We start from the raw sequence: 15,727 nt of genomic DNA on the forward strand, positions 1-15,727 counted from the left end.
ATGCCACAACCAAGCAGACCACGAAAAGGCTCGATGGGCTTCGGCCCGCGGACGCGGAGCAACAGCGAGGTGCCCCGCGTGCGATCGTGGCCAGATGACGACGGCGCACCAGCGCTGCAGGGCTTTGCCGGCTACAAGGCCGGCATGACCCACGTCGTCATGGTCAACGACGAGGCGAACTCCCCGCGGGAGGGAATGGAGGTTTCCGTTCCTGTCACCGTCGTGGAGACGCCACCAATGCGTGCGGTCGCCCTCAGAGCCTACGAACAGACGCCGTATGGAGCGAAGCCGGTCACCGAGGTCTGGACCTCGGACTTCCACGAGGACCTCGATCGCGTCCTCGATCTACCGGCCGAAGACACCTTCGAGGAGGACTCGGAGGCCCTCAGCGAACTCGTCGCCGACGGAGCGGTCGATGACCTCCGCGTCATCACCCACACCGTCCCCGGCGGACTCGCGAACGTCCCGAAAAAGAAACCAGACGTGATGGAGACACGCGTCGGCGGCGGCTCCCTCGAGGAACGCGCCGACTTCGCGCTTGGGCTCCTCGAAGACGGCGGCGAACACGCCTTCGGCGACGTCTTCCGCGCCGGCGAGTACCTCGACGCCTCCGGCGTGACGAAGGGTAAAGGGACGCAGGGTCCCGTCAAGCGATGGGGCGTCCAGAAACGGAAAGGCAAACACGCACGCCAGGGATGGCGACGCCGGATCGGCAACCTCGGTCCGTGGAATCCCTCGCGCGTGCGATCGACCGTTCCACAGCAAGGACAGACCGGCTACCACCAGCGAACCGAGCTCAACAAACGGCTCATCGACTTCGGCGAGGGCGACGAGGCCTCCGTCGACGGCGGCTTCGTCAACTACGGCGAGGTCGACGGCGCGTACGCGCTCATCAAAGGTTCGCTGCCGGGACCGAACAAGCGGCTTCTGCGGTTCCGCCCGGCCATCCGGCCGAACGACCAACCGCGCCTCGACCCCGAGGTGCGCTACGTCTCCACCGCATCCAATCAGGGATAACCCATGAACGCAACAGTACGTGACCTGAACGGTGACGACGCCGGCGAGATCGAGCTTCCGGCCGTCTTCGAGACGCCGTACCGGCCGGATCTCATCCAGCGGGCGGTCGTTGCCGCACAGGCAAACAGCAAACAGGCATACGGCGCGGACAAGCTCGCGGGCATGCGAACCCCAGCCGAGTCGCTCGGCAGCGGTCGCGGGCTCGCACACGTCCCCCGAGAGAACGGCCAGGCCCGACGTGTACCATCCGCCGTCGGTGGCCGCAAGGCCCACCCGCCGAAAGCCGAGAAGGACCAGGGCAAAGATATCAACAGAAAGGAGCGACAGCTCGCGACGCGATCGGCGATCGCCGCGACCGCTGACGCTTCCCTCGTCGCCGAGCGCGGCCACACGTTCGACGAGGATCTCGAACTGCCGCTCGTCGTGAGCGACGACTTCGAAGACCTCGTGAAGACCCGTGAGGTCGTCGAACTGCTCGAATCACTCGGCGTTCACGCCGACATCGAGCGGGCCGACGATCGGAAGATTCGTGCCGGACGCGGGAAGACACGCGGCCGCAAGTACAAGCGACCGAAGTCGATCCTCTTTGTGACGAGCGAGGAACCCTCCCGCGCTGCGCGGAACCTCGCAGGCGCAGACGTTGCTACCGCGGCGAACGTCAATGTCGAGGATCTCGCCCCCGGCACCCACGCCGGTCGGCTGACGATCTTCACCGAATCAGCGATCGAGGAGGTGGCTGACCGATGAGCACACTCATTCACCACCCGATCGTCACCGAAAAGGCGATGGACGAGATGGACTTCGACAACAAGTTGCAGTTCATTGTCGACATCGACGCCCCAAAGGGCGAGATCGTCACCGAAATCGAGAACCGATACGAGATCTCGATCGTGAAGATCAACACGCAAATAACGCCGAAGGGCAAAAAGAAGGCGACCGTCACGCTCTCAGCGGCCGACGACGCGACGGACATCGCCTCGAGAATCGGGGTGTTCTAAATGGGACGACGAATTCAAGGACAACGACGCGGTCGCGGTGGCTCAACGTTCCGTGCCCCGTCGCACCGATACAAAGCTGAACTGTCGCACAAACGATCCGAGGACGACCAGACGATCTCGGGAACGGTCATCGACATCGAACATGACCCCGCACGCGCGGCACCGCTTGCGGACATCGAGTTCGAAGACGGCGATCGCCGCCTCGTGCTCGCCCCAGAGGGCGTCACGGTCGGCGAGACGATTCAGGTCGGCGTGAGCGCGGAGATCAAACCGGGCAACACGCTGCCGCTCGCGGAAATTCCCGAGGGAGTTCCCGTGTGCAACGTCGAGAGTAGCCCGGGTGACGGCGGCAAGTTCGCCCGTGCATCCGGCGTCTCCGCACAGCTTCTCACGCACGATCGAAACGTCGCAATTGTGCAACTTCCGAGCGGCGAGGTCAAGCGACTGAGTCCACAGTGTCGGGCGACAGTCGGTGTCGTCGCAGGCGGTGGACGGACCGAGAAGCCGTTCGTCAAAGCAGGCAAAAAGCACCACAAACTCAAAGGCCGCGGGACCAAGTACCCGCGGGTCCGTGGTGTGGCGATGAACGCCGTCGATCACCCCTTCGGTGGCGGCGGCCGCCAACACCCCGGCAAACCGAAATCTGTCTCGCGGAACGCTCCGCCGGGACGGAAGGTCGGTGACATCGCCTCGAAGCGAACCGGACGAGGCGGCAAAGGAGGCAGACAGTAACCATGAGCACAGACTACCGTACCGGCCGTGAGGGTGAATTCACCTACCGCGGTCACACGCTCGACGAGCTGCAGAAGATGGATCTCGACGAGGTCGCAGAACTGCTCCCCGCACGCCAGCGGCGAACTATTGTCCGAGGCCTCTCCGCGGAGCACGAGAAGCTCCTCGAGAAGGCCAGCGGCAAGACCGACGAAGAGACCGCGGACAATCCGATTCGAACCCACCTGCGGGACATGCCAGTCCTGCCGGAGTTCGTCGGACTCACGTTCGCGGTGTACACCGGACAGAGCTTCGAACGCGTTCAGGTACAGCCGGAGATGATCGGCCACTACCTCGGCGAGTTCCAGCTCACCCGGACGTCGGTCGAGCACGGACAGGCCGGAATCGGCGCGACCCGGTCCTCGAAGTTCGTGCCACTCAAATAACCCATGGGAATCAACTACAGCGTCGAGGCCGATCCCGACACCACCGCGAAAGCGATGCTTCGGGACCGGCCCATCAGTCTGAAGCATAGCAAGGCCATCTCCCGACAGATCAAGGGAATGACCGTCACCGAGGCCGAGGAGTACCTCGAAGCCGTCATCGACGGCGAGCGATCGGTCCCGTTCAAACAGCACAACTCGGGCGTCGGCCACCGATCGGACATCGACGGCTGGGACGCCGGCCGCTACCCCGAGAAGGCCTCGAAGGACTTCCTTCGGCTGCTCGGGAACGTCACGAACAACGCGACCGAACAGGGCTTTGAGGCCGAGTCGATGACGATCAAACACGTCGCTGCCCACAAGGTCGGCGAACGGCCCGGTCGGAAGCCTCGCGCGTTCGGCCGTGCGTCGCCGTGGAACACCACCGTGTGCGACGTCGAGTTGATCGTCGAAGCACCCGCGGAGGATGATTCCTAATGGCAGACGAACACCAGTTCATCGAAAACGGCTTACAACGCGCCCAGATCGACGAGTTCTTCGCAGACGAACTCGGTCGCGCCGGCTACGGCGGCATGGATATCGCGAAGACGCCGATGGGCACTCAGATCGTGCTCAAGGCCGAAAAGCCAGGGATGGTCATCGGCAAGGGTGGCAAGAACATCCGAAAGATCACCCGTGAGCTCACAGAGCGCTTCGGGATGGAAGATCCACAGATCGACGTCCAGGAGGTCGACGAGCCGGATCTCAACGCCCGAATCGTCGCCGATCGACTCGCAAACGCGCTCGAACGCGGCTGGTACTTCCGGAAGGCCGGTCACACGACGATCGACCGGATCATGGACGCCGGCGCACTCGGCGCAGAGATCGTCCTCTCTGGAAAGGTAACTGGCGCGCGATCGCGCGTCGAGAAGTTCAACCGCGGCTACATCAAGCACAACGGTGAACCCGCCCAGGAGGTCGTCGACGAAGGCCAGGGCGTCGCCGTGATGAAACTCGGAACGATCGGCGTGACCGTCAAGATCATCCCGCCGGGCGCACAGTTGCCCGACGACTTCGCGATCAATGAGGACGCCGAGATCGAGTCCGTCGAACAGGACCTTGGTGACGATGGCGTGGACGATCTCATCGACGAACCCGAGGAGATCCCCGACGTCACCGAAGACCAAGAGGAAGTCGAGATTCCAGACGAGGATCCCGCCGACGTCATCGACGAGGAGATCGTCGAAGAGGTCGTCGAGGAAACCGACGAAGCGGCACCAGTCGGCGACGATGTCGACGAGTCGGAACCTGAACCCGAACCTGAAGCGGAGGTTGAGGAACTGGACGAGGACGTCGCCGACGAGGCGGCCGATCTGGTCTCAGAGATGGAAGCCGACGAAGACGAAGAAGAGACGGAGGAGTAACATATGGCAATCCTTCACGCAGACGAGATCCGCGACATGACCGCTGCTGAGCGAGAGGTCGAACTCGAGGAGCTCGAAACCGAGCTGCTCAACATGAAGTCCGTCCAGGCCGCCGGTGGTATGCCGGAGAGCCCTGGCCGGATGGCCGAGCTCAAGCGGACGATCGCTCGGATCAAGACGATTCAACAGGAAGAAGGCGACTTCGACGAGGAATAACGGACATGGCACTCACCCCTGAAACGCTCACACGACACGAACTTATCGGCCTGCGCGTCCGCGTAGCCGACGCGCTGAATCCCGATCAGATCGGGATCGCCGGCCGCATCGTTTCTGAGACGATGGGCACGTTCGTCGTCGAGACGAGCGAGGGTGAGACAAAGCAGGTCCAAAAACGGGGCTCACTCTGTGAGTTCCGGCTTCCGATCGAAGCGCCCGGCGGAGCAACAACGACAGACACAGATGAAGCCGCCGGCGATCGTAAGGTCCCGGGGTCTTCGTCCGAACTCGGCATGGAAACTGCGGGGGTCCGCCCCCGTCAGTCTGTGCCGTCCGCATCCGTACGCGCGGATGCGGCGAGCCCAGATGGCGAGTGCGAGGACGGAGTCTACGTTACGGTGGATGCGACAACGCTGCTCTCACGACCCGCCGAACGCACCGAAGTAACAGGTGATTCAAAATGGCGATAGGAATAGACGTACCCATGCCTCCGGAACCAGAGAACCCGGAGGAATACGACTACGAGAAGTGTCCGTTCTACGGACAGCTTCCCGTCAGAGGCCAGACCCTCGAAGGGACTGTGGTCTCGACGGACATGGAAAAGACCGTCATCGTCGAGCGAGAGTACGACGTGTTCGTGCCCAAATACGACCGGTATATGAAACGCCGGTCCCGTATTCCGGCGCACGTACCCGGCGTACTCGAACCGCTCGAAGTCGGTGACGAAGTAACAATTGCGGAGACCCGACCCCTTTCGAAGACGAAAGCACACGTCGTCGTTCGCGTCGGAGGTGAGGAGTGATGGAGGCGTTGAAAGCCGACGTCACCCAAGGCCTCGAAAAGGGTTCGCTGATCAAATGTGCAGACAACAGCGGCGCGCGCGAACTGCGCGTCATCAGCGTGGCAGGGTACTCCGGAACGAAGAACAGACATCCCAAAGCGGGGATCGCCGACAAGGTGACCGTCTCGGTCACCAAAGGGACCCCCGAGATGCGCCGACAGGTGCTGGAGGCCGTTATTGTCCGCCAGCGCAAGACGATCCGTCGACCAGACGGTGTGCGCGTGAAGTTCGAGGACAACGCCGGCGTCATCATCGACGAGAACGGCGAGCCTCGTGGGACCGAAATCAAGGGTCCGATCGCGCGCGAAGTCGCAGAGCGCTTTGGGAGCATTGCATCCACCGCGACAATGATTGTATAGTATGACGCGACAACCACGCAAACAACGCAAGTCTGCGGCGAACGCGCCGCTGCACGAGCGCCAAAAGCAGGTCCGTTCGACGCTGTCGGCCGACCTCCGCGAGGAGCACGGCCAGCGAAACGTCCGCGTCAACGCGGGCGACACTGTCGAGGTCCTGCGCGGCGACCACGCCGGCGAGGAGGGCGAAGTCCTCACCGTCGACCTGGCGTCGGAAACCATCCACGTCGACGGCGTGACGATCGAAAAAGCCGACGGCGAGGAGGTTCCCCGACCGCTCGATGCGAGCAACGTCCGTGTGACCGAGCTCGACCTCGACGACGAGGTCCGCGAGGCACGACTGGCCGCAGACGACACGGAGGGCAACGAATGAGCAACCACCAGAAACGACTATCCGTACCGAAGTCCTGGCCGGTCGAGCGAAAGACCGAGACGTTCACCGTCAAGGCGGGCGCAGGCCCCCACGGTGCAGACGGTGTCCCGCTCGTCATCTTGCTGCGGGACGTGCTCGGCTACGTCGACACGAAAAAAGAGGCGCGCTACGCGCTCAACCAGGGGACAGTCCTCGTCAACGGCGAGGCAGTCTCTGACGAGCGACGCCCGATCGGGATGTTCGACATCCTCGCGTTCCTCGAACGCGACGAGTACTACCGGGTCTTCCCCGACGAGGGCGGTCGGCTCGCGCTGACGCCCATCGACGAATCGGCCGCCGACGGCCGACTCGGCAAGATCGTCCAGAAGACGCAGGTCGACGGCGGCGACTTCCAGCTGACGCTGCACGACGGGACGAACGTCCGCGTCGACGCCGCCGACGATTACTCGACGAAGGATTCGATCGTTATCGACAACGAATCCAAGGAGATCGTCGCGCACTTCGTCTACGAGGAAGGCGCGCTCGTGACTGCCGTCGACGGCCAACACGCCGGCGAAATCGGCGAGATCGAGTCGATCAACGTCACCCTCGGCAGCGGTGACAACACGGTGAGCGTCACTCAAGACGACGGCGGCTTCGAGACAATCGAGCCGTACGTTGTCGTGATCGACGAGAACTTTACTGATGATGACGACACAGCCGAGAGTTCGGCTGCAGAACGTGATGAGGATGCAGCGGCCGACGCTGAGGCCGACGAATCGGCTGCCGAAGACGAGCCACAGGCAGGTGATGACGAATGAGTGAATCGATTCACGAGATGCGCACGCCGCAGATCGAGAAGGTCGTCGTCCACATGGGCGTCGGCGAAGGCGGTCGAACACTTGCGGATGCAGAAGATATCCTCGAGACGGTGACTGGGCAAACGAGCGTACGGACGCTCGCAAAGCGGACGGTCCAGGAGTTCAACATTCGGCAGGGCGATCCGATCGGTGCGAAGGTGACCCTTCGCGGTGAGAAGGCCCACGAATTCCTCGAGACCGCACTGGAGTTGACGAGTCTGGCGGCGTCACAGTTCGACGACACCGGGAATTTCAGCTTCGGAGTGGCCGACCACACCGACTTCCCGAGCCAAGAGTACGACCCACAGATCGGGATTTACGGGCTCGACGTGACGGTTAACGTCGTCCGTCCGGGCTACCGCGTCGCAAAACGGAACAAGGCGAGCGGCGACATCCCGAACCGACACCGAATGACCCCCGAGGACGCGATCGCGTACCTCGAGGATGCATTCGACGTTGAGGTGCAGACATGAGCGAAAGTGAACCAGACAACACGGGCGACGGCAAGCGGACGGGACAGGAACAGTCCTGTCGTCGATGCGACCGGAACCAGGGGCTCGTCGGCAAGTACGACATCAACCTCTGCCGGCAGTGTTTCCGCGAGGTTGCCCGAGACATGGGATTCAGGAAGTACAGCTAACCATGGCAGGCAACGATCCACTGTCCGACGCACTCAGCGGAATCAACAACGCCGAAAGCGTCGGCCATCTCGATTACACGGTACAGCCCGCCTCGAACATCATCGGCTCCGTCCTCGAGGTCTTTTACGACCGCGGATACATCGACGGCTTCGAGTTCGTCGACGACGGCAAAGCCGGTCAGTTTGAGGTCGAACTGAAAGGCGCAATCAACGAATGTGGCCTCGTCAAGCCCCGCTACTCGGCGGGTGCCGACGAGTTCGAAAAGTGGGAGAAGCGATACCTCCCGGCCCGCGATTACGGGGCACTCATCGTCACGACGAGCCACGGCGTCATGAGCCACTACGAGGCCCGCGAACAGGGCATCGGTGGCCAAATAATCGCATACGTGTACTAACTATGAACCGAACAACAATCGACATTCCGGAGGACGTGTCCGCAGAGACGGACCGCTTCGATCTGACGATCGAAGGGCCAAACGGCTCGGTCACCCGGCGTCTGTGGTACCCTGACGTGTCGGTTTCCGTCGACGGCGACACCGTTGTCGTCGAAAGCGACGCGACCGACGCAAAGACGAACGCAACTCTCGGGACGTTTGAGAGCCATATCCGGAACATGATCCACGGCGTCACCGATGGGTGGGAGTACCGCATGGAAGTGTACTACGCTCACTTCCCGATGCAGGTCAACGTTGAGGGCGACGACGTAGTCATCGAGAACTTCCTCGGTGAGCGCGCGCCCCGACGGGCCCCGATTCACGGCGACACAGACGTGGAAGTCGACGGCGAGACGATCGTCCTGAGCGGCCCCGACAAGGAGGCCGTTGGACAGACCGCTGCCGACATCGAACAGCTCACGAAAGTGAAAGGCAAAGACACCCGTGTGTTCCAAGACGGGGTCTACATCACCGACAAGCCGCAGGCAGGAGGTGCCTAATGGCTGACGAACCTACTGAGCTCGAAGACATCAGCGGCGTCGGGCCATCGAAAGCGGAGGCGCTCCGATCGGCCGGCTACGAAACAATCGAGGACGTACAGGCAGCGAGCCAATCGGAGCTCTCGGAGGTCGACGGTGTCGGCAACGCGCTCGCAGCGCGGATTAAAGCCGACGTCGGCGGTCTTGAGGTCTCCGAAGAGGCCGAAGCGGAAATCGAAGAGGACGAAGAACCAGAGCCTGAGGAAGAGGCGGAAGACGACGTTGACGAAGACGTCGAAACGGAACTCCGTCCGCGTGGGCACGCCGACAAGACACCCGAACTCGACGACGACGTCGAGGCAGCGCTGAAACAAAAGCGCCGTGAAGGCAAGCCAGCGTTCCGACGCCAAGACTACCACATGAAGAAACGGACGCCTGAATCGTGGCGTCGTCCCCGTGGCGGACTCTCGAAGCAGCGCCGCGGTATCAAAGGCAAGGGTCCGAAGGTTGAGTCGGGGTACCGAACCCCGAAGGCCGCCCGAGGCCTGCACCCAAGCGGCTTCGAGGAGGTCCATGTGCACAACACTGACGACCTCGAAGGCGTCGACGGCGACACGCAGGCGGTCCGAATCGCCTCCACGGTTGGCGCACGAAAGCGCGAACAGATCGAAGAGGTCTGTGAGGACGAGGAGATCCGCGTCCTCAACCCAACCTACATTGAAGTAGAGGTGGACGCAGATGAGTGATCTGAAAGCACAGCGGCGGCTCGCAGCCGACATTCTCGACGTCGGCAAACGCCGCGTGTGGTTCGACCCAGAAGAACAGGGAGAGATCGCCGAAGCGATCACACGAGATGACATTCGCGATCTCATCGAGCAAGGAACGATCCGCGCGAAGGACGCAAAGACGAACTCGCGCGGCCGGGCCCGCGAACGGCAGGCAAAGCGTTCCTACGGCCACCGGAAGGGAGCGGGTTCCCGGAAGGGCAAAGCCGGCGCTCGACAGAACAAAAAAGACGCGTGGATGACGCGAATCCGCGCCCAGCGTGCCCGTTTGAAGGAACTCCGAGACGAGGGCACGATCGACAGAACGCAGTACCGAGAGACGTACAACAAAGCCAGCGGTGGCGAGTTTGACGACGTCGAACGGCTCGAAGCGTTCATCGAGAACAACTTCGGAATTGAGGTGAGAGACTAATGGCAACAGGACCACGATATAAGGTGCCGATGCGACGGCGCCGAGAGGTCCGGACAGATTACCACCAGAGGTTGCGCCTGTTGAAATCGGGCAAGCCTCGCCTGGTCGCTCGGGTGAGCAATGCCCACGTCAGGGCGCAGCTGGTTACCCCCGGACCGAACGGCGACGAAACGCACGCAGCAGCGTCGAGCGAGGATCTCGCGGAGTACGGCTGGGAGGCCCCCACAGGGAACCTTCCGAGCGCGTATCTCACGGGATACCTCCTCGGCTCGCGGGCGGTTGAGGCAGGCCTCGAAGAGGCTGTTCTCGATATCGGGCTGAACACGGCAACCCCCGGAAACAAGGTGTTTGCCGTACAGGAAGGAGCGATCGACGCAGGGCTCGAAATTCCACACAGCGACAGCGTACTCGCAGACTGGTCGCGGACGCGCGGCGAGCATATCGCCGACTACGCCGAACAGCTCGATGAGCCGCTGTACAGCGGGGATTTCGACGCCACAGAACTACCCGAGCACTTCGATGATGTGCTCGCGACACTACAGGAGGACGCATGAGCCAACGCAACAACGACGGCTGGGAGCCACGAACGCGGCTCGGCCGAAAGGTGCAGGCCGGCGACATCACGACGATGGAGCAGGCACTCGCCTCGGGGCTCCCACTCAAGGAGCCACAGATCGTCGACCAACTCCTCCCAGGGTTGGAAGACGAAGTGCTTGACATCAATATGGTCCAGCGGATGACCGACTCGGGCCGACGTGTCAAGTTCCGCTGTGTCGTCGCGGTCGGTAACCGCGACGGCTACCTCGGCTACGCACAGGCCCGCGATGACCAGGTCGGTGGGGCGATCCAGAAGGCGATCAACGTCGCCAAGCTGAACGTCATCAAGGTCGATCGCGGCTCTGGGTCGTGGGAGGACCGCGCAGGCGGTGTCAACTCACTCACCCGGAAAGCCACCGGCAAAGCGGGTTCGGTCACCGTCGAGATTATGCCTGCTCCGCAGGGGCTCGGACTTGCCGCTGCGGAGACAGTCCGAGCGATCCTCGAACTTGCGGGTATCGAGGACGCGTGGACCAAATCTGACGGCAATACGCGAACGACGGTGAACCTCGCAAAAGCGACGTTCAACGCACTCGAAAACGCAGCACAATCTCGGACGCCACAGCGCGTTCGTGAGATTCAGCGGGAGGCTGGAGAATGAAGGCAATCGTCCAGCTCCGCGGAGAGGTCAACATGAGCCACGACGTCCGTGACACGCTGTCGATGTTGAACCTCCACAGCGTCAACCACGCGACGCTTATCCCGGACACGGAGACCTACCGCGGCATGGTTACGAAGGTCAACGACTACGTTGCCTTTGGCGAACCCTCCGCGGAAACTGTGTCGCTCCTCTTAGCGCGGCGCGGGTCGCCCGCTGAGGGCGAGGGAGACATCGACGACGAGTGGGTCGGCGAACACACCGACTACGACGACCTCGACGCGCTTGCGGAAGCACTCGTCGCCGAAGAGACCACGCTTCGCGAACAGAACCTCGCGCCAGTGCTCCGACTTCACCCCCCACGGGGCGGACACAAGGGGATCAAACACCCGGTCAAAGAGGGCGGTCAGCTCGGCCGGCACTCGACCGAAGCGATCGACGAACTCCTGGAGGCAATGCGATAATGACATCGAAGAAACGACGACAACGCGGATCCAGAACCCACGGCGGCGGCACGCACAAGAACCGTCGCGGCGCCGGTCACCGAGGCGGGCGCGGGCGCGCGGGACGTGACAAACACGAACACCACAACTACGAGCCGCTCGGCAAGCACGGCTTCAAGCGACACGAGTCAGTCCAAGACACCGTCCTGGAGGTTCGTATCCAGAAACTCGACGAAGATGCAGCGCTATACGCTACTGACGGGGTGGCCGAAACCGACGGCGACGCGTACGTTATTGACGCGCGCGACGTTGTTGAGGACGGCTACGACGCCGACGTTGTGAAAGTGCTCGGCGGCGGCCAGGTCAGAAATGAGCTGGTCGTAACCGCAGACGCGTTTACCGCAGGTGCCGTCGAGCTCATCGAGACTGCCGGCGGCGAAGCGATCCTGTCCGATCGCGCAGAATCGGCCGAATCAGAAGACCTATCCGAAACGGGTTCGGACGAAAAGTAACATGAGTTGGAAGGAGGTCGCTGAACCGGTACTCACGCGGATGCCTGTTGTGGCCCGTCCGACGGGCCACGTCCCGTTTAAGCGGAAGCTACTTTGGACGGCAGGTGTCCTCGTCGTGTACTTTTTCTTGACGAACATTGCGCTGTTCGGCCTCGGTGGAGAGGGCAGCGATATCTTTGGGCAGTTCCGATCGATCCTCGCGGGCGGGCAGGGATCGGTCCTGCAGGTTGGGATCGGTCCGATCGTCACCGCATCGATCGTTTTGCAGCTGTTAGGCGGTGCGAACCTCCTCGGATTGGATACGGACGATCCGCGCGATCAGGTGCTCTATCAGGGCCTCCAGAAGCTGCTCGTCGTCGTCGTAACGGCGATGACTGCGGCGCCGATGGTCTTTTCTGGTACCTTCCTACCGGCAGATCAAGCGCTGGGGGCACAACTCGGCATTGGTACCTTCGGCGTACAGCTCATCATCTTTGCACAGGTGTTCGCCGGCGGCATCCTCATTTTGTTTCTCGATGAGATTGTGAGCAAGTGGGGTGTCGGCTCTGGTGTTGGGCTGTTCATCATCGCAGGGGTGAGTCAACAACTCTTTGGTGGCTTCTTTAGCTGGTCAGCACTCGGGACACCGGGGTTATTCTCGAACTGGTTCGGGATCATCACCGGCAGCGTCGAACTCGGCCCGACGTTTACTGCTGAGTGGTTCCAGTCGCTACTGTTTGCACCAGGTGAGCTCCTCGCGTTGTTCACCACCGTGTTGATATTTGTGGTCGTTGTCTACGCCGAGTCTGTGCGGGTCGAGATCCCGCTCAGCCACGCGCGGGTCAAGGGCGCACGCGGACGTTTCCCGGTGAAGCTCATTTACGCGTCCGTCCTGCCAATGATTCTCGTCCGTGCGCTGCAGGCGAACATTCAGTTCCTTGGACAGATCATCAACAGCCAGACAACGATGCCGACGTGGCTTGGCGTGTACGGTGCGGAGGGACAGCCGGTATCTGGACTGTTCTACTACCTCGCGCCGATCCAGAGCCGGCAGGATTGGATGTGGTTCCTCGGATTTACCAATGCCGAGCCGTGGATGATCGGTATCCGCGTGGCGATCGACCTGACGTTCATGGTCATCGGTGGCGCGATCTTCGCGATCTTTTGGGTCGAGACCACCGGGATGGGCCCGGAGGCTACGGCTCGCCAGATCCAGAACTCGGGAATGCAGATCCCCGGCTTCCGGCGGAACCCGCAGGTCGTCGAGAAGGTCATGGAGCGCTACATCCCGCAGGTCACCGTGATCGGCGGCGCGCTCGTCGGGCTGTTAGCCGTACTGGCGAACATGCTCGGGACGATCGGGCAAGTCTCGGGAACGGGGCTGCTGCTCACCGTGTCGATCACCTACAAGCTCTACGAGGAGATCGCCGAAGAGCAGCTCATGGAGATGCACCCCATGATGCGCCAAATGTTTGGAAATGACTAGCCATTCTTTACTTATTTTCTGGTTTGAGTGGGTGTGAACTAGTCGATTTTTCCGGTGCTTTGGGGTGTTTGTGAGTTCTGGTGTTTGTGGGTTATTAAGCCTGTTATATTTGTTTTTTGATGAGTGTTGGCGTGCCGTAGAGCGTTCGTTCCAGTGGGCACGGTCCAGTAATCCTTGGTCCGTTTTTGCGGATGATGCACGGTTATATCTCTGACATATGCGCGTTTTGTAGTCACTAATCCACACATTCTACGCTAGTAAATTCGAATCGTGCACCGCCTTTCTCACTCTCAGATACGGCAATTACCCACCCATGGTCCTCAGCAACCTGTTCAACAATCTGCAAGCCAAAGCCTGTCCCATCTGCAATAGTTGAGTAGCCTGCCTCAAAGATCTCTGCATGCTTAGCTTCGGGAATTCCAACGCCGTTGTCTACCACATAAAATCCACCGTCAGTCGCACCGATCGACACGGTCACCGCTTCACCGCCGTGTTCCATGCTATTCTGGTACAGATTCTCGAGCAGTTGTTGGAGTCGGCTGCGGTCTGCCTTGATCTTCGGTAGCTCACGCGTACTAAGAGATGCCTGTGGCGTCTCAACCATCTCCCAACTGTTCTTAGCTACCTCCGTGAGATCAATAGTTTCGAACTCACTCTGCTGAGCGCCCTCTTCTGCCAGCGTTCGCAAGTCATTAATTAGTGCCTGACTCCGTTCAATCGCATTAATTGCTGTATCGAGGTGCTCGCTCCCCTCGGCGACTTGCACCAGTCCGAGATGGCCTTTAGCCACACTCAGTGGGTTCCGTAGATCGTGGCTAACGAGCTTGCTGAACTCTTCTAACCGCTCGTTTTGTGCCTCCAATCCCTGTTTGTATTCTTTACGCTCAGTAATATCACGAAGTACGCCGACGGATCCGTCGAATGTATCGCCATCGTAAGGGATGACACCCATGTGGTCCTCGCAGCTGATTGGATCTCCATTACGAGGGTGTATCGTCACTTCGAAAATGACTGTCTCTGGCCCAGTAGTCGATAATAACCGCCCAAGCTGTTGTTCTGCCTGTTCAACAGTATCGTCGTCTTTGATCAACGATGGTGTAGCTCCGATGATCGTCTCCCGCTCGTAGCCGACCAACTCAACGAACTCGTCATTGACGTGCGTGAACCGTCCGGTTTCGCTAATGACGTACACTGCGTCAGTGAGTGACTTAATAATCGTTTCGTACTCTCTGAGTTCTTGCTGGCGCTCCCGACGATCAGTGATATCACGAACAGCACCATAGACTATTTTTCCATTTTTTCCGGTGGCTGCCGATTTGAGCGTGACACCGATAATTCGGTGTTCTCCGCTCGGTGTCTCAACACCGTAACTGCCCTGTATCTGTTCGCCCGTCTGAGAAGTGGAGTTGATTGCTTGCTGGATCTCTTTGCGGTCGTCGGGGTGGAACAAGTCAAGAGCATCATCCAAAGAGGGGTCTCCCTGGTCAGGAAAACCTATGACATTGCGGAGCCCGTTGGTCAGAAACAACTCTCTGGTCTCAGTGTTCAGTTCGAAGCTACCAATGCTATCGGTACGCTCGGTGAGTTTTATCAGTTGTTCTTGCCTGTCAGCGCGCTTAGTCTTACGTTCTGCCTCAACAGCGTTGCAGATCCGGTTGGAGAGGAGTTTGTAGCGCTCGGGTCCGCTTCCTTTCTGAAGATAATCGGTAACATCGGCTGCAATCGCGTCACTGGCGACAGCCTCACTGCCCTTACCAGTAAAGAGGATAAATGGAAGAGTAGAAAATTCTTTTCTGACAGTCTGCAAGAATTCAATCCCATCCATTTCAGGCATATCAAAATCTGAGACGATGCAATCAGGGTGGCAATTATTAATTACGCTTAGTCCTTCGCCAGCGCCGGTCGCCGTCTGGATACGAAATCGGTCATCCTCCCGTTTGAGAAAGCTTGCTGTAAGGTCTGTGATTGCGGGGTTGTCATCAACGAGTAATACGTTGATTTCGTATTTCATAGCATTCTGAAGCTGTTTGACTGCTTACTTCTTTTGATTGATGCAAATGGCAGAATCGGGCACTGTCTAGTTTAGGGAGTTTGAGAAGCGAGCAGGTCGTAGTGAGTGGTGGTTATGCAACTCGAAGACCTGCTCAGAGAAACGTTAGACATCG

General features: G+C 60.4%; 24 protein-coding genes and 1 pseudogene. 24 read left to right on the forward strand and 1 reads right to left on the reverse strand.

Going from position 1 to position 15,727, the window contains the following annotated elements; translation table 11 throughout:
- The 24 genes and pseudogenes from E5K03_RS13185 (at position 1) to secY (ending at position 13,562) form a co-directional block, all read left to right on the forward strand.
- Positions 1–1,017, forward strand: a complete 1,017-nt coding sequence (locus tag E5K03_RS13185) for a 50S ribosomal protein L3 (protein WP_138007277.1) — start codon at positions 1–3, stop codon at positions 1,015–1,017.
- 3 nt (positions 1,018–1,020) lie between these two features.
- Entirely contained in the window at positions 1,021–1,764 is a 744-nt protein-coding gene (gene rpl4p, locus E5K03_RS13190; RefSeq protein WP_138007278.1) for a 50S ribosomal protein L4, read from the forward strand.
- Positions 1,761–2,015, forward strand: coding sequence for a 50S ribosomal protein L23 (locus E5K03_RS13195; RefSeq protein WP_138007279.1), 255 nt, complete (start codon positions 1,761–1,763; stop codon positions 2,013–2,015). The genes rpl4p and E5K03_RS13195 overlap by 4 nt, the downstream gene beginning before the upstream one ends.
- Positions 2,016–2,747, forward strand: coding sequence for a 50S ribosomal protein L2 (locus tag E5K03_RS13200; protein ID WP_137196228.1), 732 nt, complete (start codon positions 2,016–2,018; stop codon positions 2,745–2,747).
- Between the two features lie 2 nt (positions 2,748–2,749).
- On the forward strand, positions 2,750–3,172 hold the full coding sequence (locus E5K03_RS13205) for a 30S ribosomal protein S19 (RefSeq protein WP_138007280.1): 423 nt from the start codon (positions 2,750–2,752) through the stop codon (positions 3,170–3,172).
- 3 nt (positions 3,173–3,175) lie between these two features.
- Positions 3,176–3,646, forward strand: a complete 471-nt coding sequence (locus tag E5K03_RS13210; RefSeq protein ID WP_138007281.1) for a 50S ribosomal protein L22 — start codon at positions 3,176–3,178, stop codon at positions 3,644–3,646.
- Positions 3,646–4,572 (forward strand): 30S ribosomal protein S3, encoded by a 927-nt coding sequence (locus tag E5K03_RS13215; RefSeq protein WP_138007282.1) that lies wholly within the window; start codon positions 3,646–3,648, stop codon positions 4,570–4,572. Before E5K03_RS13210 ends, E5K03_RS13215 begins: the two co-directional genes overlap by 1 nt.
- Positions 4,573–4,575: 3 nt before the next feature.
- Positions 4,576–4,788 carry a 50S ribosomal protein L29 gene (rpmC, locus tag E5K03_RS13220; RefSeq protein WP_137196232.1) on the forward strand — a complete coding sequence of 71 codons (213 nt, stop codon included), beginning with the start codon at positions 4,576–4,578 and terminating at the stop codon, positions 4,786–4,788.
- Positions 4,789–4,793: 5 nt separating this feature from the next.
- Positions 4,794–5,258 carry a ribonuclease P protein component 1 gene (locus E5K03_RS13225; RefSeq protein WP_138007283.1) on the forward strand — a complete coding sequence of 155 codons (465 nt, stop codon included), beginning with the start codon at positions 4,794–4,796 and terminating at the stop codon, positions 5,256–5,258.
- Positions 5,249–5,584 (forward strand): annotated as a pseudogene (locus E5K03_RS13230) (30S ribosomal protein S17); the annotation flags it as partial. The gene E5K03_RS13225 and the pseudogene E5K03_RS13230, both read left to right, overlap by 10 nt.
- Positions 5,585–5,589: 5 nt before the next feature.
- A complete protein-coding gene (locus tag E5K03_RS13235) occupies positions 5,590–5,988 on the forward strand; it encodes a 50S ribosomal protein L14 (RefSeq protein ID WP_137196235.1) in 399 nt (132 codons plus the stop codon).
- A 1-nt stretch (position 5,989) separates the two neighbouring features.
- Positions 5,990–6,358 carry a 50S ribosomal protein L24 gene (rplX, locus tag E5K03_RS13240; protein WP_138007284.1) on the forward strand — a complete coding sequence of 123 codons (369 nt, stop codon included), beginning with the start codon at positions 5,990–5,992 and terminating at the stop codon, positions 6,356–6,358.
- Positions 6,355–7,158 (forward strand): 30S ribosomal protein S4e, encoded by an 804-nt coding sequence (locus E5K03_RS13245; RefSeq protein ID WP_138007285.1) that lies wholly within the window; start codon positions 6,355–6,357, stop codon positions 7,156–7,158. Before rplX ends, E5K03_RS13245 begins: the two co-directional genes overlap by 4 nt.
- Positions 7,155–7,670 (forward strand): 50S ribosomal protein L5, encoded by a 516-nt coding sequence (locus E5K03_RS13250; RefSeq protein WP_138007286.1) that lies wholly within the window; start codon positions 7,155–7,157, stop codon positions 7,668–7,670. The genes E5K03_RS13245 and E5K03_RS13250 overlap by 4 nt, the downstream gene beginning before the upstream one ends.
- Positions 7,667–7,837 carry a 30S ribosomal protein S14 gene (locus E5K03_RS13255; protein ID WP_137196239.1) on the forward strand — a complete coding sequence of 57 codons (171 nt, stop codon included), beginning with the start codon at positions 7,667–7,669 and terminating at the stop codon, positions 7,835–7,837. The genes E5K03_RS13250 and E5K03_RS13255 overlap by 4 nt, the downstream gene beginning before the upstream one ends.
- A gap of 2 nt (positions 7,838–7,839) precedes the next feature.
- The gene (locus tag E5K03_RS13260) at positions 7,840–8,232 is read left to right on the forward strand and encodes a 30S ribosomal protein S8 (RefSeq protein WP_138007287.1); all 393 of its coding nucleotides are present in this window, start codon (positions 7,840–7,842) and stop codon (positions 8,230–8,232) included.
- 2 nt (positions 8,233–8,234) lie between these two features.
- Positions 8,235–8,771 carry a 50S ribosomal protein L6 gene (locus E5K03_RS13265; RefSeq protein WP_138007288.1) on the forward strand — a complete coding sequence of 179 codons (537 nt, stop codon included), beginning with the start codon at positions 8,235–8,237 and terminating at the stop codon, positions 8,769–8,771.
- Positions 8,771–9,496, forward strand: coding sequence for a 50S ribosomal protein L32e (locus tag E5K03_RS13270; protein ID WP_138007289.1), 726 nt, complete (start codon positions 8,771–8,773; stop codon positions 9,494–9,496). The genes E5K03_RS13265 and E5K03_RS13270 overlap by 1 nt, the downstream gene beginning before the upstream one ends.
- Positions 9,489–9,947 (forward strand): 50S ribosomal protein L19e, encoded by a 459-nt coding sequence (locus E5K03_RS13275; protein WP_138007290.1) that lies wholly within the window; start codon positions 9,489–9,491, stop codon positions 9,945–9,947. Before E5K03_RS13270 ends, E5K03_RS13275 begins: the two co-directional genes overlap by 8 nt.
- The gene (locus tag E5K03_RS13280; RefSeq protein WP_138007291.1) at positions 9,947–10,501 is read left to right on the forward strand and encodes a 50S ribosomal protein L18; all 555 of its coding nucleotides are present in this window, start codon (positions 9,947–9,949) and stop codon (positions 10,499–10,501) included. The genes E5K03_RS13275 and E5K03_RS13280 overlap by 1 nt, the downstream gene beginning before the upstream one ends.
- On the forward strand, positions 10,498–11,145 hold the full coding sequence (locus E5K03_RS13285) for a 30S ribosomal protein S5 (protein ID WP_138007292.1): 648 nt from the start codon (positions 10,498–10,500) through the stop codon (positions 11,143–11,145). Before E5K03_RS13280 ends, E5K03_RS13285 begins: the two co-directional genes overlap by 4 nt.
- Positions 11,142–11,606 carry a 50S ribosomal protein L30 gene (gene rpmD / locus E5K03_RS13290; protein WP_138007293.1) on the forward strand — a complete coding sequence of 155 codons (465 nt, stop codon included), beginning with the start codon at positions 11,142–11,144 and terminating at the stop codon, positions 11,604–11,606. Before E5K03_RS13285 ends, rpmD begins: the two co-directional genes overlap by 4 nt.
- A complete protein-coding gene (locus E5K03_RS13295; protein WP_138007294.1) occupies positions 11,606–12,097 on the forward strand; it encodes an uL15m family ribosomal protein in 492 nt (163 codons plus the stop codon). Before rpmD ends, E5K03_RS13295 begins: the two co-directional genes overlap by 1 nt.
- A gap of 1 nt (position 12,098) precedes the next feature.
- Positions 12,099–13,562 (forward strand): preprotein translocase subunit SecY, encoded by a 1,464-nt coding sequence (gene secY / locus E5K03_RS13300; RefSeq protein ID WP_138007295.1) that lies wholly within the window; start codon positions 12,099–12,101, stop codon positions 13,560–13,562.
- A gap of 235 nt (positions 13,563–13,797) precedes the next feature.
- On the opposite strand, the gene E5K03_RS13305 is transcribed toward secY, so the two are convergent.
- Entirely contained in the window at positions 13,798–15,573 is a 1,776-nt protein-coding gene (locus E5K03_RS13305; RefSeq protein ID WP_138007296.1) for a PAS domain S-box protein, read from the reverse strand.
- Positions 15,574–15,727: the final 154 nt, after the last annotated feature.

It is taken from the genome of Halalkalirubrum salinum (assembly GCF_005543295.1).
In the GTDB taxonomy this organism is placed as follows: domain Archaea; phylum Halobacteriota; class Halobacteria; order Halobacteriales; family Haloferacaceae; genus Halalkalirubrum; species Halalkalirubrum salinum.

What these genes read in the sequence shown, in the direction of transcription:
- E5K03_RS13235 (WP_137196235.1), top strand. Translation starts at nt 5,590, where the DNA reads ATGGAGGCGTTGAAAGCCGACGTCACCCAAGGCCTCGAAAAGGGTTCG.
- E5K03_RS13285 (WP_138007292.1), top strand. Translation starts at nt 10,498, where the DNA reads ATGAGCCAACGCAACAACGACGGCTGGGAGCCACGAACGCGGCTCGGC.
- E5K03_RS13195 (WP_138007279.1), top strand. Translation starts at nt 1,761, where the DNA reads ATGAGCACACTCATTCACCACCCGATCGTCACCGAAAAGGCGATGGAC.
- E5K03_RS13255 (WP_137196239.1), top strand. Translation starts at nt 7,667, where the DNA reads ATGAGCGAAAGTGAACCAGACAACACGGGCGACGGCAAGCGGACGGGA.
- E5K03_RS13205 (WP_138007280.1), top strand. Translation starts at nt 2,750, where the DNA reads ATGAGCACAGACTACCGTACCGGCCGTGAGGGTGAATTCACCTACCGC.
- E5K03_RS13250 (WP_138007286.1), top strand. Translation starts at nt 7,155, where the DNA reads ATGAGTGAATCGATTCACGAGATGCGCACGCCGCAGATCGAGAAGGTC.
- E5K03_RS13245 (WP_138007285.1), top strand. Translation starts at nt 6,355, where the DNA reads ATGAGCAACCACCAGAAACGACTATCCGTACCGAAGTCCTGGCCGGTC.
- E5K03_RS13210 (WP_138007281.1), top strand. Translation starts at nt 3,176, where the DNA reads ATGGGAATCAACTACAGCGTCGAGGCCGATCCCGACACCACCGCGAAA.
- E5K03_RS13295 (WP_138007294.1), top strand. Translation starts at nt 11,606, where the DNA reads ATGACATCGAAGAAACGACGACAACGCGGATCCAGAACCCACGGCGGC.
- E5K03_RS13260 (WP_138007287.1), top strand. Translation starts at nt 7,840, where the DNA reads ATGGCAGGCAACGATCCACTGTCCGACGCACTCAGCGGAATCAACAAC.
- E5K03_RS13200 (WP_137196228.1), top strand. Translation starts at nt 2,016, where the DNA reads ATGGGACGACGAATTCAAGGACAACGACGCGGTCGCGGTGGCTCAACG.
- E5K03_RS13265 (WP_138007288.1), top strand. Translation starts at nt 8,235, where the DNA reads ATGAACCGAACAACAATCGACATTCCGGAGGACGTGTCCGCAGAGACG.
- E5K03_RS13270 (WP_138007289.1), top strand. Translation starts at nt 8,771, where the DNA reads ATGGCTGACGAACCTACTGAGCTCGAAGACATCAGCGGCGTCGGGCCA.
- E5K03_RS13275 (WP_138007290.1), top strand. Translation starts at nt 9,489, where the DNA reads ATGAGTGATCTGAAAGCACAGCGGCGGCTCGCAGCCGACATTCTCGAC.
- E5K03_RS13185 (WP_138007277.1), top strand. Translation starts at nt 1, where the DNA reads ATGCCACAACCAAGCAGACCACGAAAAGGCTCGATGGGCTTCGGCCCG.
- E5K03_RS13215 (WP_138007282.1), top strand. Translation starts at nt 3,646, where the DNA reads ATGGCAGACGAACACCAGTTCATCGAAAACGGCTTACAACGCGCCCAG.
- rpmC (WP_137196232.1), top strand. Translation starts at nt 4,576, where the DNA reads ATGGCAATCCTTCACGCAGACGAGATCCGCGACATGACCGCTGCTGAG.
- rpmD (WP_138007293.1), top strand. Translation starts at nt 11,142, where the DNA reads ATGAAGGCAATCGTCCAGCTCCGCGGAGAGGTCAACATGAGCCACGAC.
- secY (WP_138007295.1), top strand. Translation starts at nt 12,099, where the DNA reads ATGAGTTGGAAGGAGGTCGCTGAACCGGTACTCACGCGGATGCCTGTT.
- rpl4p (WP_138007278.1), top strand. Translation starts at nt 1,021, where the DNA reads ATGAACGCAACAGTACGTGACCTGAACGGTGACGACGCCGGCGAGATC.
- rplX (WP_138007284.1), top strand. Translation starts at nt 5,990, where the DNA reads ATGACGCGACAACCACGCAAACAACGCAAGTCTGCGGCGAACGCGCCG.
- E5K03_RS13280 (WP_138007291.1), top strand. Translation starts at nt 9,947, where the DNA reads ATGGCAACAGGACCACGATATAAGGTGCCGATGCGACGGCGCCGAGAG.
- E5K03_RS13225 (WP_138007283.1), top strand. Translation starts at nt 4,794, where the DNA reads ATGGCACTCACCCCTGAAACGCTCACACGACACGAACTTATCGGCCTG.
- E5K03_RS13305 (WP_138007296.1), bottom strand. Translation starts at nt 15,573, where the DNA reads ATGAAATACGAAATCAACGTATTACTCGTTGATGACAACCCCGCAATC.